General features: G+C 61.4%; 13 protein-coding genes. 8 read left to right on the top strand and 5 right to left on the bottom strand.

Translation table 11 applies throughout. The features are described from left to right. Positions 1–105: 105 nt before the first annotated feature. Complete coding sequence (locus tag NAV32_RS05360) at positions 106–1,482, bottom strand: glutamine synthetase family protein (RefSeq protein WP_256051768.1); 1,377 nt, start codon at positions 1,480–1,482, stop codon at positions 106–108. Between the two features lie 242 nt (positions 1,483–1,724). On the opposite strand from NAV32_RS05360, the gene NAV32_RS05355 reads away from it, so the two are divergent. From NAV32_RS05355 to NAV32_RS05320, 8 genes are all read left to right on the top strand, one after another. Further along, positions 1,725–2,471, top strand: coding sequence for a gamma-glutamyl-gamma-aminobutyrate hydrolase family protein (locus NAV32_RS05355; RefSeq protein ID WP_256051767.1), 747 nt, complete (start codon positions 1,725–1,727; stop codon positions 2,469–2,471). A gap of 38 nt (positions 2,472–2,509) precedes the next feature. Beyond that, positions 2,510–3,868 (top strand): glutamine synthetase family protein, encoded by a 1,359-nt coding sequence (locus NAV32_RS05350; RefSeq protein ID WP_256051766.1) that lies wholly within the window; start codon positions 2,510–2,512, stop codon positions 3,866–3,868. A 161-nt stretch (positions 3,869–4,029) separates the two neighbouring features. After that, positions 4,030–5,388 (top strand): aspartate aminotransferase family protein, encoded by a 1,359-nt coding sequence (locus NAV32_RS05345; RefSeq protein ID WP_256051765.1) that lies wholly within the window; start codon positions 4,030–4,032, stop codon positions 5,386–5,388. Positions 5,389–5,619: 231 nt separating this feature from the next. After that, positions 5,620–6,717, top strand: coding sequence for a polyamine ABC transporter substrate-binding protein (locus NAV32_RS05340; RefSeq protein ID WP_256051764.1), 1,098 nt, complete (start codon positions 5,620–5,622; stop codon positions 6,715–6,717). A gap of 198 nt (positions 6,718–6,915) precedes the next feature. Then, the gene (locus tag NAV32_RS05335) at positions 6,916–8,004 is read left to right on the top strand and encodes a polyamine ABC transporter substrate-binding protein (protein ID WP_256051763.1); all 1,089 of its coding nucleotides are present in this window, start codon (positions 6,916–6,918) and stop codon (positions 8,002–8,004) included. Between the two features lie 87 nt (positions 8,005–8,091). Further along, positions 8,092–9,243, top strand: a complete 1,152-nt coding sequence (gene potA / locus NAV32_RS05330) for a polyamine ABC transporter ATP-binding protein (protein ID WP_256051762.1) — start codon at positions 8,092–8,094, stop codon at positions 9,241–9,243. After that, the gene (locus NAV32_RS05325; protein ID WP_256051761.1) at positions 9,240–10,136 is read left to right on the top strand and encodes an ABC transporter permease subunit; all 897 of its coding nucleotides are present in this window, start codon (positions 9,240–9,242) and stop codon (positions 10,134–10,136) included. Before potA ends, NAV32_RS05325 begins: the two co-directional genes overlap by 4 nt. A 76-nt stretch (positions 10,137–10,212) precedes the next feature. After that, positions 10,213–11,091: an ABC transporter permease subunit gene (locus NAV32_RS05320; protein ID WP_256051760.1), complete on the top strand. Its 879-nt coding sequence runs from the start codon at positions 10,213–10,215 to the stop codon at positions 11,089–11,091. Positions 11,092–11,143: 52 nt separating this feature from the next. Here the strand turns inward: NAV32_RS05320 and NAV32_RS05315 are convergent, their stop codons facing one another. The 4 genes from NAV32_RS05315 to NAV32_RS05300 are packed head-to-tail and all read right to left on the bottom strand — an operon-like array spanning position 11,144 to position 15,013. Further along, entirely contained in the window at positions 11,144–12,403 is a 1,260-nt protein-coding gene (locus NAV32_RS05315) for an NnrS family protein (protein WP_423836415.1), read from the bottom strand. Next, positions 12,397–13,233 (bottom strand): ABC transporter ATP-binding protein, encoded by an 837-nt coding sequence (locus NAV32_RS05310; RefSeq protein WP_256051759.1) that lies wholly within the window; start codon positions 13,231–13,233, stop codon positions 12,397–12,399. Before NAV32_RS05310 ends, NAV32_RS05315 begins: the two co-directional genes overlap by 7 nt. Next, positions 13,230–14,021: an ABC transporter permease gene (locus tag NAV32_RS05305; protein WP_256051758.1), complete on the bottom strand. Its 792-nt coding sequence runs from the start codon at positions 14,019–14,021 to the stop codon at positions 13,230–13,232. The genes NAV32_RS05310 and NAV32_RS05305 overlap by 4 nt, the downstream gene beginning before the upstream one ends. After that, positions 14,018–15,013: an ABC transporter substrate-binding protein gene (locus tag NAV32_RS05300; RefSeq protein WP_272890171.1), complete on the bottom strand. Its 996-nt coding sequence runs from the start codon at positions 15,011–15,013 to the stop codon at positions 14,018–14,020. Before NAV32_RS05300 ends, NAV32_RS05305 begins: the two co-directional genes overlap by 4 nt. Position 15,014 lies beyond the last annotated feature (1 nt).

Raw genomic sequence — 15,014 nt, 5'->3', positions numbered from 1 at the left:
TTCAGGGAAGCAGCTGGAAGCCGTAAGCCTAAAGCGGCGACCGCTGGACGGGGTAATGGTGGATGTAAAAGACGACATCCACCTTACGTCAGCTGTCCAGCCTTCCTAGACCGTATGCAGATACCAGTTGTACTCGAGATCGGAGATCGAGTGTTCGAACTCGGCCAGTTCGCTTTCCTTGCAGGCAACGAAGATGTCGATGTAATCCGGATTGATGTAGCGCGCCATGATCTCGTTGTCGTCCAGTTGACGCAGGGCGTCGCGCAGGTTGGAAGGCAGGCTCGCTTCGACCTGTTCATAGGAGTTGCCCTCGATGGGCGCGTCCGGCTCGATCTTGTTCGTCAGCCCGTGGTGAATCCCGGCCAGCACACTGGCCAGCAGCAGATAAGGGTTGGCGTCGGCTCCGGCAACGCGGTGCTCGATACGTGCGGCCTCCGGGCTGTCGGTTGGTACGCGCAGGGCCACGGTGCGGTTGTCCAGGCCCCAGCAGGGGGCGTTCGGCACATAGAACTGCGCACCGAAGCGGCGGTAGGAATTGACGTTGGGGCAGAGGAAGGCCATCGATGCCGACATGGTTTCCTGTACACCGCCGATGGCGTGGCGCAGGGTTTCGCTCTCCAGCAGGTTTTCGGCGGCGAAAATGTTGTTGCCCTTCTTGTCCAGCAGCGAGATGTGCACGTGCAGCCCGTTGCCTGCCTGGCCTGGGTAAGGCTTGGCCATGAAGGTGGTGTCCATCTCGTGGTCGTAGGCGATGTTCTTGATCAGCCGTTTGAGCAGTACGGCATAGTCGCAGGCCTTGATCGGGTCGGCGACGTGGTGGAGGTTGACCTCGAACTGCGCCGGCGCACTTTCCTTGACGATGGCATCGGCGGGTATGCCCTGCTCCTTGGCACCTTCGAGGATGTCCTGGAGGCAGTCGACATACTCGTCGAGGTCATCGATCAGGTAGACCTGCGTTGAGTGTGGTCGCTTGCCGGAAATCGGTGAGCGAGGCGGCTGCGGGCGCCCATTGATGTTCTCCTGATCGATCAGATAGAACTCCAGTTCGAAGGCCGCACAGATGGTCAGACCCAGCTCGTCGAACTTGCTCACCACCTGGCGCAGCACTTCACGCGGGTCGGCGAAAAAGGGCACGCCGTCGCGTTCGTGCATGGTCATCAGCAGCTGCGCGGTAGGACGTTTCTGCCAGGGTTCGTTACTCAGGGTGTTGGGGATGGGGAAGCAGATGCGGTCCGAATCGCCGATATCCATACCCAGCCCGCTTCTTTCCACGGTGATGCCATTGATGTCGAGGGCAAACAGCGAGGCCGGCAGGTTGATGCCTTTCTCATACACCTTGTGCAGGCTGGCGCGTTCGATGCGCTTGCCGCGGACCACACCATTCATGTCTGCGATCAGCAGGTCGACGTACTGGACCTCCGGGTGTTCCTTGAGAAATGCGTTAGCTTCGTTGAGCTGAACGGCACGCGGCGGCGGTTGCATGATGTGACACCTTAATATTGTTAAAAATTTCAATCATCAAAACGGTTTGACTGGAGTCAATCGAAAAGCCCAGCAGCTGTCAATAGGAGCGCGTGGGTGCCTCATTATGGGCTGCAGCGGGCATTTATGGGGCACGGGAATCTTCTCTTGCCGCCCCTGACGAAGGCCGTCTTGCAATCTATTGTCTATAAAAATGAACAAGACTACTCTTCGGTGAGTTGCAGCTTCCAGGATGATATTCCATGTCTCGAGTGCCCCTGATCGGCGTTTGCGCCTGTACCCGGCAGATCGGTCACCACGGTTTTCATATCGCAGGTGACAAGTATCTGCGTGCTGCGGCGATTGCCGGCGTGCCGCTGGTGATACCGGCGCTGGGCGAGCTGATTGACCGGCAGTCACTGTTGGAAAGCCTTGATGGCCTGCTGTTTACCGGTTCGCCATCCAATGTCGAACCCCATCATTATCAAGGGCCGGCCAGCGAACCCGGGACGCCGCACGATCCTTCGCGTGATCAGCTGACGCTGCCGCTGATTCGCGAAGCGGTGGATGCCGGCATACCGGTGCTGGGTATCTGCCGTGGTTTTCAGGAAATGAACGTGGCCTTTGGCGGTAGCCTGTACCAGAAGGTGCATGAAGCCGGGCCTTATCAGGATCATCGTGAGCGTCCCGAGGACCCGGTCGAGGTGCAATACGGCCTGAGCCACGCGCTGCATGTGCAGCCGGGCGGCCTGCTGGCGCGTCTCGGGCTGCCAGCCGAGATCCGGGTCAATTCGGTGCACGGCCAGGGTGTCGAGCGGCTGGGGGCAGGGCTGCGCATCGAGGCGCTGGCGCCTGACGGGCTGATCGAAGCCTTCTCCGTCGAGGCAGCGCCGGGTTTCGCCCTTGGCGTGCAGTGGCACCCGGAATGGAAAGTACACGAACACCCGGCTTACCTGGCGCTGTTCCAGGGTTTCGCCGAGGCCTGCAAGGCACGTGCAGCACAGCGTTGAACGGACCCGTCGCGCACAAATCGCAATCAGAGGTCATCATGACTAGCAAGCTCGACCAGCTCACCGGCTGGCTGAAAGAACACAAGATCACCGAAGTGGAATGCCTGATCAGCGACCTGACCGGCATCGCCAGGGGCAAGATCTCGCCGACCAGCAAATTCCTCGGTGAAAAGGGCATGCGCCTGCCGGAGAGCGTGCTGCTGCAGACGGTCACTGGCGACTATGTCGAGGATGACATCTATTACGAGCTGCTGGATCCGGCGGACATCGACATGTTCTGTCGTCCCGATCCCGATGCGATGTTCCTGGTGCCCTGGGCCATCGAGCCGACCGCTCAGGTGATTCACGATACCTACGACAAGATGGGCAATCCCATCGAGATATCACCGCGCAATATCCTCAAGCGCGTGCTGAAGATGTATGCCGACCGCGGCTGGCAGCCCATTGTTGCACCGGAAATGGAGTTCTACCTGACCCAGCGTTGCGAAGACCCGGACCTGCCTTTCCAGCCACCCATTGGTCGCTCGGGCCGCCAGGAGACGGGCCGTCAGTCGTTCTCCATCGATGCCGCCAACGAGTTCGATCCGCTGTTCGAGGACATGTACGACTGGTGTGAGGCCCAAGGTCTTGATCTGGATACGTTGATCCACGAGGAAGGCACCGCGCAGATGGAAATCAACTTCCGTCACGGCGAGGCCCTGCACCTGGCCGACCAGATACTGGTGTTCAAGCGCACCATGCGTGAGGCGGCGCTCAAGCACAACGTGGCCGCGACCTTCATGGCCAAGCCGATGACCGGTGAGCCGGGCAGCGCCATGCACCTGCACCAGAGCGTGGTGGATATCGAAACCGGGAAGAACATCTTCTCCAATCCCGATGGTTCGATGAGCCAGTTATTCCTGCATCACGTCGGCGGGCTGCAGAAATACATTCCCGAGTTGTTGCCGATGTTCGCGCCCAACGTCAATTCGTTCCGCCGCTTCCTGCCGGATACCTCGGCGCCGGTGAACGTCGAATGGGGCGAGGAAAACCGCACCGTGGGGCTGCGCGTGCCGGATTCCGATCCGCAGAATCGCCGCGTGGAGAACCGCCTGCCGGGCGCCGACGCCAACCCGTATCTCGCCATCGCTGCCAGCCTTTTATGCGGCTACATCGGCATGGTCGAGGGGCTAAATCCTAGCCCGCCGGTCAAGGGGCGCGGCTACGAGCGCCGCAACCTGCGTCTGCCGCTGACGCTGGAAGCCGCACTGGAGCGCATGGAGAACTGCCGCGAACTGCGCAAATACCTGAGCCCGAAGTTCATCACCGGCTACGTGGCGGTCAAGCGCACGGAGCAGGAGAACTATCACCGGGTGATCAGCTCATGGGAGCGGGAGTTTCTGATGCTCTCGGTCTGAAAGCAAACGTAGGGTGGATGTCGCTTTTTACATCCACCGTGGCTTCGTGGGGTGGAGCGCCACGCGGAGCCCCGGTGGATCGATGAAGCGTGATCCACCCTACGTTTGGCCGAAGGTGTGGAGCTGCATCTACCAAACATCACGTATAAAAGAGGTGACTGATGAGCGATTCGCAAACCCTGCAATGGCAAGCCTTGAGCCGCGACCATCACCTGCCGCCGTTCACCGATTACAAGGCGCTCAATGCCAAGGGCACGCGGGTGATCACGCGTGCCGAAGGCGTTTATCTGCAGGACAGCGAAGGCCACAGGATTCTGGATGCCATGGCCGGGCTCTGGTGCGTCAACCTCGGTTACGGGCGTGAGGAGTTGGTCGAGGCGGCGACCCGGCAGATGCGCGAACTGCCCTACTACAACCTGTTCTTCCAGACCGCGCATCCGCCGGCAATCGCCCTGGCCAAGGCAATTGCCGATATCGCCCCGGAGGGAATGAACCACGTGTTCTTTACCGGTTCCGGCTCGGAGGCCAATGACACCGTACTGCGTATGGTGCGCCATTACTGGGCGATCAAGGGGCAGCCGGCGAAGAAGGTGGTCATCGGTCGCTGGAACGGCTATCACGGCTCGACCATCGCTGGCGCCAGCCTCGGCGGTATGAAGGCCATGCACGATCAGGGCGACGGGCCAATTCCAGGTATCGAGCATATCGACCAGCCGTACTGGTACGGCGAAGGCGGCGAGCTGGAGCCGGAGGAATTCGGCGTGCGGGTTGCCGAGCAACTGGAACAGAAGATTCGTGAAGTGGGTGAAGACCGGGTCGCCGCCTTCATCGCCGAGCCGATCCAGGGCGCCGGCGGCGTGATCATTCCGCCGGACAGTTACTGGCCGAAGATCAAGGAGATCCTTGCGCGTTACGACATCCTGCTGGTTGCGGATGAGGTGATCTGCGGCTTTGGCCGTACCGGCGAATGGTTCGGCAGCGATTATTACGGCCTCGAACCGGATCTGATGCCCATCGCCAAAGGCCTGACGTCGGGCTACATCCCCATGGGTGGCGTGGTGGTACGCGACAAAGTGGTGCAGACCCTCAACGAGGGTGGCGAGTTCTATCACGGCTTCACCTACTCGGGGCACCCGGTGGCGGCAGCGGTGGCGCTGGAGAACATCCGCATCCTGCGCGAGGAAAGAATCGTCGAGCAGGTCAAGGCGAAAACGGCACCCTATTTGCAATCTCGCTGGCGGGAGCTGGCCGAGCATCCGCTGGTGGGTGAGGCGCGTGGCGTTGGCATGCTCGGTGCGCTGGAGCTGGTGAAGAACAAGAAAACCCGTGAGCGCTTTGCCGCGTCGGGTGTCGGCATGCTCTGTCGTGAGCACTGCTTCCGCAACGGCCTGGTGATGCGCGCGGTGGGCGATACCATGATCATCTCGCCGCCGCTGGTGATAAATGAGGAGCAGATAGACGAACTGATCGACAAGGCCCGGCTTTGCCTGGATGCAACCGCCAGGGAAGCGCTTGGCTGAGGAGCTACTATCGTTACGAATGCATGAGAACTGCGCTCGGGTTATTGAAAAACCGTCATTGACCTTGCCAGACTGCGCGCGTGCTTTTGCCTGGCCTCCCGAGATTGTGTCGATGCCGGCACAGCCTGTTCACTGTTCGGGTATGCCGAGGCTAGCGATGCGCTTGGCCTTCTGCTGACCTGTGCCAAATTGGCAGCCAAACAACAAACGATTACAACAGGAGCAACACGGATGAAACCCTTTGCCAAGACCCTCTTAGCGATGACGCTGGCCGGCGCGGTAGCCGGTGCTGCACAGGCCCAGGAGAAGGTGCTGCACGTATTCAACTGGTCCGACTACATTGCCGAAGACACCCTGAGCAACTTCACTCAAGAAACCGGCATCAAGGTGGTCTACGACGTTTTCGACAGCAACGAAGTGCTGGAAGCCAAGCTGCTGGCCGGCAGCTCGGGCTATGACGTGGTAGTGCCATCCAACCCTTTCCTGGCCAAGCAGATCAAGGCTGGTGTGTTCCAGAAACTGGACCGCAGCAAGTTGTCGAACTGGGAAAACCTCGACAAGGATCTGCTCAAGGCATTGCAGCCGAGCGATCCGGACAACCAGTATTCGGTCCCCTACATGTGGGGCACCATCGGCATTGGTTACAACGCCGAGAAGGTCAAGGCTGCGTTGGGTGAGAACGCGCCAGTCAATTCCTGGGATCTGGTGTTCAAGCCGGAAAACATGGAAAAGCTTAAATCCTGCGGGGTCGCCTTCCTCGACTCGCCCACTGAAATGCTGCCGGCAGCCCTGCATTACCTGGGTTACGCCCCGGATAGCAGCAAGGCCGACGAGCTGAAAAAAGCCGAGGAGCTGTTCCTGCAGATTCGCCCGCACACAGCCTATTTCCATTCCTCCAAGTACATCTCCGACCTGGCCAACGGCAACATCTGTGTAGCCATCGGTTACTCGGGTGATATCTACCAGGCCAAGTCGCGCGCCGAGGACGCCCAGAACGGCGTCAACGTCAGCTACAACATTCCCAAGGAAGGTGCCGGCAGCTTCTTCGACATGCTGGCGATCCCGGCGGATGCCCGGAACGTTGAAAGTGCTCACGTATTCCTCGACTACCTGATGAAGCCGGAAGTCATGGCGCCGATCGTCAACTACGTGCAGTTCCCGAGCGCCAACGCCGCCGCCACGCCTCTGGTGGACGAGGCGATTCGCACCGATCCGGGCGTCTACCCAAGCCAGGATGTGCTGCAGAAGCTCTACACCTTCACCGATCTGGACGCGAAAACCCAGCGGACCATGACCCGCAGCTGGACCAAGATCAAGTCTGGTCGCTGATACCTCGCCCGGCTCGTGCAGGTCGGTGATCTGTGCGAGCCGGCAGACCGCTGCTTCTCTGCTGCTCAGGGGGAGCGCTCGTGGGTCGATGATGCATCGCTTTTTTGTGTCAGCCAGTTGATTTCCCGAGGTTTTTCCACTAAATAGCCCGCCTTTCGTCCGCTTTGCACGCGCGGCCTGTAACAAGAGGACAATTCCATGCGTTCCACGCTGAAGTCGTTTCTTATCGCCGCTGCTGCCATCAGCGGTGCCGCATCTGCACAGGCCGCCAGTGTGCACATCTACAACTGGTCGGATTACATTGGCGAAACCACGCTTGAGGCGTTCGAGAAAGAGACCGGCATCAAGCCCGTCTACGATGTCTTCGACGCCAATGAAACCCTCGAGGCCAAGCTGCTCGCAGGTCGCAGCGGTTATGACGTGGTGGTGCCGTCCAACCACTTCCTTGGCAAGCAGATCCGCGCCGGCGCCTTCCAGCAGCTGGACCGCAGCAAGCTGTCGAACTGGGACAACCTCGACCCGGCGCTGCTCAAGCAGTTACAAAAGAATGATCCCGGTAATGCCTATGCCGTGCCGTATCTGTGGGGCACCAATGGCATTGGCTACAACGTCGAGATGGTGACCACGGCGCTGGGTATCGAGAAGGTCGATTCCTGGGCGGTGATCTTCGAGCCGGAAAACGCCAAGAAGCTTGCCGGGTGTGGCATCGCCTTTCTCGATTCAGCCGATGAAATGATCCCGGCGGTACTCAACTACCTGGGGCTGGATCCCAATAGCGAAGACCCTGAGGACTACGCCAAGGCTGCAGCCAAACTGCAGGAAGTTCGCCCTTACGTGCGTTATTTTCATTCTTCCAAGTATGTATCCGACCTGGCCAACGGCAACATCTGCATTGCCGCTGGCTTTTCCGGCGACATCTTCCAGGCCGCGGCCCGTGCCGATGAAGCCGGCAAGGGCATCGATATCGCGTATGCCATTCCCAAGGAAGGTGGCAACCTCTGGTTCGACATGCTGGCCATTCCTGCCGATGCACGCAATGCCGATCAGGCTCACGCCTTTATCGATTTTCTGCTCCGGCCCGAGGTCATCGCCTCGGTCAGCGATTACGTCGGCTATGCCAACCCCAACCTGAAAGCCGGCGAGCTGATGGACCCAGACGTGCGCCAGGATCAGTCGATTTATCCCCCGCAGAACGTGCTCGATCGTCTGTTCGTCAACAACGAACTGTCGCCGAAAATACAGCGGTTGATGACACGCGCCTGGACCAAGCTCAAGTCCGGTCAGTGATGACAGTGGCCGGGCGCCGCCCGGTCTTTTCAAAACGATAGAACCGGCGCCGTCCGGGCTCATTTATTTTCAATCGGGAGTTCGCGCATGGCCGTTGCCTCCAGCGCCTACAAAAAGGCCCTCACCGGTGAGAGCCAGAACAAGCAGGTGCTGCTGAAGATCGACCGCGTCACGAAGAAATTCGACGAAACGGTAGCGGTCGATGATGTTTCGCTGAGTATTCACCAGGGCGAAATCTTCGCCCTGCTGGGTGGCTCGGGCTCGGGCAAGTCCACGCTGCTGCGCATGCTCGCCGGTTTTGAGCGGCCCAGCGAGGGGCGCATCTTCCTCGATGGCCAGGACATCACCGACATGCCGCCCTACGAGCGGCCTATCAACATGATGTTCCAGTCCTATGCGCTGTTCCCGCACATGAGCGTGGAGCAGAACATTGCTTTCGGTCTCAAGCAGGATCGTCTATCGAAGGCGGAGATCGACGAGCGCGTTAATGAAATGCTTGGGTTGGTGCAGATGACCCAGTACGCCAAGCGTAAACCGCATCAGCTGTCTGGTGGCCAGCGCCAGCGCGTGGCCCTGGCGCGTTCGCTGGCGAAAAGGCCCAAGTTGCTGCTGCTTGATGAGCCTATGGGTGCGCTGGACAAGAAGCTGCGCTCGCGGATGCAGTTGGAACTGGTACAGATCATCGAGCGCGTCGGCGTGACCTGCGTGATGGTCACCCATGACCAGGAAGAGGCCATGACCATGGCCGAGCGCATCGCCATCATGCATCTGGGCTGGATCGCCCAGGTCGGCAGCCCGATGGACATCTACGAAACCCCGGCCAGCCGGCTGGTTTGTGAATTCATCGGTAACGTCAACCTGTTCGACGGCGAGCTGGTCGAAGACCTTGAAGACCACGCGGTGATCGCCTGTCCGCAGCTGGAACGCCCGATCTACGTCGGGCACGGCATCAGCACCCGCGCCCAGGACAAGCGAGTGACCTTCGCCCTGCGTCCGGAAAAGCTGCTGATGAGCATCGACAAGCCTGAACTGGAACTGGCCGACTACAACTGGTGCGAAGGCGTCGTGCATGACATCGCCTACCTCGGCGGGCATTCGGTGTATTACATCAAGCTGGAGTCGGGGATGCTGCTGCAGGCCTTCGTCGCCAACGCCGAGCGTCACGTGAAATGGCCGACTTGGGAAGAGCGGGTGTACCTGCACTGGCTCAGTGACAGCGGCGTGGTGCTGCAGGCATGAACCGCGTGCGCCTGAGCCTGGGTCGCCGGCTGGTCATCGGTGTCCCTTTCGTGTGGCTAATGCTGTTTTTCCTGCTGCCGTTCGCCATCGTGCTGAAAATCAGCTTCGCCGAGGCGGACGTGGCGATTCCGCCTTACACAGACATCTTCGCCTATGCCGATCAGCAGCTGCAGGTGCTGATCAACCTCGGCAATTACATCTTCCTCAGTGAGGACGACCTTTACCTGGCCGCCTACGCCGGTTCGCTGAAGATTGCCTTCTTCAGCACCCTGCTGTGCCTGCTGGTCGGCTATCCCATGGCTTATGCGATAGCCCGCGCACGCAAGGACCTGCAAACGGTGCTGCTGCTGCTCATCATGATGCCGACCTGGACCGCTATCCTGATTCGCGTCTATGCCTGGATGGGCATCCTCAGCAGCAACGGCCTACTCAACAGCCTGCTGCTGGGCATGGGTCTGATCGATACACCGCTGCAGATTCTCAATACCGACCTGGCCGTGTATATCGGCGTGGTTTATTCCTACCTGCCGTTCATGATCCTGCCGCTCTACGCCAACCTGGTTAAGCATGACCTGAGCCTGCTGGAGGCTGCGTCCGACCTGGGTGCGCGGCGGTTGACCAGTTTCTGGAAGATCACCGTGCCGCTGTCGAAGAACGGCATCATTGCCGGCTGCATGCTGGTGTTCATCCCGGTGGTGGGCGAATTCGTGATTCCCGAGCTGCTGGGTGGCCCCGAGACACTGATGATCGGCAAGGTGCTTTGGCAGGAATTCTTCAACAACCGTGACTGGCCGGTGGCCTCGGCGCTGGCGGTGGTGATGCTCGCAATCCTGCTGGTGCCGATCATCCTGTTCAACCGGAACCAAGCCAAGGAACTGGAGGGCAAGCTATGACCTACCCAAGTCGCTGCCTGTCCTGTTCAACCGGCTTTTCACCCAGATGCATAGCCAGGGACCTGGAGGGTAAGCCATGAGGCGCTGGAGCTTTTCCAACCTGATCCTGGTGCTCGGGCTGCTGTTCATCTACCTGCCGATGGTGATTCTGGTCATCTACTCGTTCAACGCCTCGCGGCTGGTGACGGTGTGGGGCGGCTGGTCGCTGAAGTGGTACATCGGCCTGCTGGACAACAGCCAACTGATGGGCGCGGTGATGCGCTCGCTGGAAGTGGCCTTCTACACCGCCATCGCCGCGGTGGCGCTGGGCACCATGGCCGCCTTCGTACTCACGCGCATCCCGGTGTTTCGTGGGCGCACGCTATTCGGCGGACTGGTCACGGCGCCGCTGGTGATGCCCGAGGTGATTACCGGCCTGTCGTTGCTGCTGCTGTTCGTGGCCATGGCGCAACTGCTGGGCTGGCCGGCACAGCGCGGTCTGGTGACCATCTGGATTGCCCATACCACCTTCTGCTCGGCCTACGTGGCGGTGGTGGTGATGGCCCGTCTGCGTGAGCTGGACCTGTCCATCGAGGAAGCGGCGATGGACCTGGGTGCACGACCTTGGAAGGTGTTCTTCGTGATCACCATGCCAATGATCGCGCCCTCGCTGGCCGCCGGCGGCATGCTCTCGTTTGCGCTGTCGCTGGACGACCTGGTGCTGGCCAGCTTCGTCTCGGGGCCTGGCTCGACGACCCTGCCGATGGAGATCTTCTCCGCCGTGCGGCTGGGCGTGAAACCCGAGATCAACGCCGTCGCCAGCCTGATCCTGCTGGTCATTTCGCTGTTCACCTTCATCGCCTGGTACCTGAGCCGTCGTGCAGAGAAACGGCGGATCCGTGCGATGCAGCAGGCTATGGATGGCGACCTGGGCGCTGAGCGAAAAGTGATGATGCCGCCGCCAGCGCATAGCTGAGTAGAAGCAGAAAACAGAAAGTAGAAGGGCACATCGTTGTGTCCTTCTACTTTCAGGTCCGACAGCCAGACCCTGTGCTGTGCTCGCTCATCGGCTCTTCACAGCCCTGCCCGCCATCGGGTCGCGGGCTCAGCCAGATCGGCACCAGGTAGCGACAGGCGAGTGCGAAGGCGATCAGCCAGCCGAGGCCCGCCAGCAGGTTCATGGCCTGGGTCGGTAAACCCGGTAGTCCAGCGCCTGCCCTCAGCAATGCCGCCAGTACCAGCAGAGTGGTTGCCAATGGCACCCAGCGACGCTGATCCAGCGCGAAGCCGCTATGGGTACGACCGGCAATACACAGCACCGCGAGTACCGATATGCCCATCGCGCCCACTGTCAGCAGGTGGCGCCCGACGCTGGCGCCAAAATCCCCGGAAAGCTGTGCGATGCCAAGCAGTGCATAACCCAGCGCCATCAGCCCATAGACGCTATAGAGCATCAGCGACCAGCGCTCCAGCAGGGCACGTCCGACGTGCCAGTCATTGAGCAGGTTGAATACGGCAGCCGCTGCGGCCAGCGCCAGCCAGCCATTGAGCGCGCCAGGCAGTGCCAGCCATTCGCCAAGGCTGAACAGCGTGATGCAGAAGATCGCCAGATTGCGTCGGGGTGGGCGGGCACGATAATCCTCATCCACTTCGTGGCCGGCATCGCGACGGGCCTGGATGGCGTCGTTGACGATGCGCATGGAGATCCGGCTCATGGCCACAACGATCAGCACCATCATCACGCCGACTGTCGCATGCAGCCAGCGCATCGGATAGAGATCGCGCAGCACGTCGAACTGGAAGCCGATTAGCACCAGCGCCAGTGCGCTCAGACCACCAAAGAAGCCCCACTGGCGTCGCAGCGGATCGCCCAGCAGGCGGGGTGTCAGCAGCACCAGCAGGGCCAGGGCGAAGGCGACATTACACAGCGCCGCCGGCCAGGAGCCGAGCAGGCCGGACAGCCAGAAGCTCAGGCGCGCCAATAGCCAGAGCAGCACGAAGGCCAGCCCGACATGCCGGCCAAAGGGGGCGGTTGCGGTGAATTCCGGCACAGCGGTCAGGACGAAGCCGGCCACCGCCGCCAGCCCGAAGCCGAACAGTAGTTCATGGGCGTGCCACACCAGCGGCCCGCCCGGCACCGTCGGCAACGCCAGGCCGAAACCGAGAAAGCCCAGCCACAACACGATGCCGAGAATTGCCAGCAGCGTCGTCACCAGAAACAGTGGACGGAAGCTGCACAGCAACAGTGGCCAGGCGGCGAGGCGATTGGAGAGGGACGGAGTCAGCATCCTGAACGCACCTTGAAGGGGCTGGCGATAGCGGCCATCTCGTGGATGGACGATTGGCCGGGTATTGCTGTTGGGGCGTCTGCCCCGATTGATGTCCGTGTGCTCAGGCCGAAGCTCTGGCGCACGGCAGGTATTTGCAGCAACTCGGCGGTGTGCTGGTAGATCCAGGCATCGCTGCGTTGCAGCGCGGGCAGTTGCAACGCCAGATGACTGACGATACGCCCCGGCTCCGCGGCCATCACCAGGATGCGGTCGGCCAGGCGCACGGCCTCCATCAGATCGTGGGTAATCATCAGTACGCCCATGCCCCGCGCGGCCTGCTCGGTGATGAGCAGCGCGTAGAGTTCTTCCTTGAGGCCGATATCCAGCGCGGCGAAAGGTTCGTCGAGCAGCAGCAGATCCGGTTGTAACACCAGCGCTCGGGCCAGCGAGACCCGACTCTGCATGCCGCCGGACAGCTGGTGCGGAAATTTGCCCAGATCGCCACTGGCCAGACCGAGGCGCAAGGCCAGCGCTTCGGCCTGGCGCAGGCGTTCGCTGCCGCGCATGCCGCGTGCCTTGAGACCCAGGGCAATATTGTCGACGGTGGTTTTCCACGGTAGCAGGCGCGGTTGCTGGAACATGCAGGCGGGGTTCTGGAAGCTGTTGTCGATGCGGCCTTCCTGCACATCGAGCAAGCCTGCGCACAGGTGCAGCAAGGTGGTCTTGCCGCAGCCGGAAGGACCGACCAGGGCGACAACTTCACCGGCGTTCAGGTCGAGACGGATGCCTTGCAGGATCTCGTCGCGCCCGAAGGCGTGGTCCAGGCCGATGATCTCCAGGCGCTTCATGTCGAGACCTCGCGCCAGCGTTCCACTTCGCGCTTGATCGGCTCCAGCAGCAGATATTCCACCGCCAGCAGCAGGCCCACCACAGCGACGATCCAGGCCATGGTGGCGCTGGTATCCAGGTGTGAGCGCGACACTGCCAGGGCGGCGCCGACGCCGTCCTGGGTTGCCAGCAGCTCGGCCATCACCACCACCTTCCAGGACATGCCCAGCGCGGTGATCCACGCTGGGAACAGGTAGGACACCACGTGGGGCAGGTAAACGTCGAAGAACAGCATCCGCCGCGGCAGGCGAAAGGCCCTGGCCATGTCCTTGAGCTGGTTGTCCAGGGTACGTGTCCCCTGCAGGGCACCGACGAAGATCAGCGGGAAGCTGGCGATAAACACGGTGAACACCGGGGTGCCATCGCTGGCGCCAAACCAGAGCATTGCCAGCACCAGCCAGGCAATCGGCGGCATGCCCATGAGTACCGTGACCAGGGGCCGCGACATCATTGAAGCGGTCATCGACACGCCGGCAGCCAGGCCCAGCGTGCTACCAACCACCACTGAAAGTGCAAAGCCGAGCAGGGCGCGGCGGCCGGTGGTCAGCAGTTCCGGCCAGGCGCTGCCTTCGGCGATCAGCTGTTGCAGGCGGGCGAAGGTTTCCAGCGGTGAGGGCAATACCAGCGCGCCGTAGTAGAGGGCGCCGGCTTCCCACAGGGTGAGAAACAGGAACAGGCTGGCCAGCGCACCCCAGCCACTCCAGAGATAGGCCGGCAGGCCACGTAGCCAGCTGTGCAGCAGGTTCATGGCGTTGCCGGAGCGGTGTAGAAGTCTGCCGGGGGCAGTTTGCCGCCGATCAGCGCCGGGTTTCTCTGCAGCAGTTGGTCGAAGAAGAACTCGACTTCTGCCTGTGCCTGCTCGGCGGGGACGGCCTCCATCTGTGCCACGGCCAGCGAGTCGGTAATGGCCTCGGCGCTGAGCATGGTCAGGTGTTGGGCCACCATTTCTCCACAGGCCTGGGCTTGTTCGCCGCACCATTGCAGGGAGTCGGCATAAGCTGCGGCGATACGTGCAGCAACGACCGGGTTGTCCTTCACGCTGGCCATCAGGGCGATGCCGGCCTGGGGAATGCGTGCCTCACGTTGCAGCAGCCGACCCCATTCCTGTTGCAGGTCGATGCTGCGGTGCAGCTCCGGGGCGACCAGACTCAGTGGTCCCGAGTCGGCCTTGCGCAGCGCCATGGAAATGGCCGGTTCGGCCAGCAGGGCATGGTCGGTGCGGCGCATCAGCAGTAGCTGCATGGCGTCGATGGGCGTGGCGACGTAGCGCAGGCGCAGGTCCTTGCGCACATCCAGGCCCGCGCGCTCGGCCAGCAGGCCGAAGAGGATGTCCGGCATGTCGCCGCGAAACGGCATGGTGATTTCCTTGCCGCGCAGGTCGGCTATGGTCGTCAGGCCGGGATCGCGGGACACCAGCCAGAGCAAGCCCCAGGTGGAGACGTTGAGCAGGCGCAGCTTGGCGCCCCGGTTGTAGAGATTGGCGGCGACGTTGACCGGCATGGCCAGCACGTCGGCCTGGCCGTTGAGCGCCATCAGCCGCAACTGATCCGGATCGCGCCAGCTGACGAACTCGACCTTGTCGGCCAGATCATTCAATGCCCCGGACTCGACCATGTGGATCAGCGGGTTGGACACCGATGAGGACGGGCCGGCCAGGATCAGACGCGGCAGTTTCTCCGCCATGACCGGCCCGCTGGCGAGCAGCAGGACAGCCAACAGCAGGCGGATGGCGATATGCATG

Origin of the sequence: Stutzerimonas stutzeri (genome assembly GCF_024448695.1) — a bacterium.
GTDB classification, from domain to species: Bacteria; Pseudomonadota; Gammaproteobacteria; order Pseudomonadales; family Pseudomonadaceae; genus Stutzerimonas; species Stutzerimonas stutzeri_T.
This window is presented reverse-complemented; position numbering and strand designations above follow the sequence as displayed.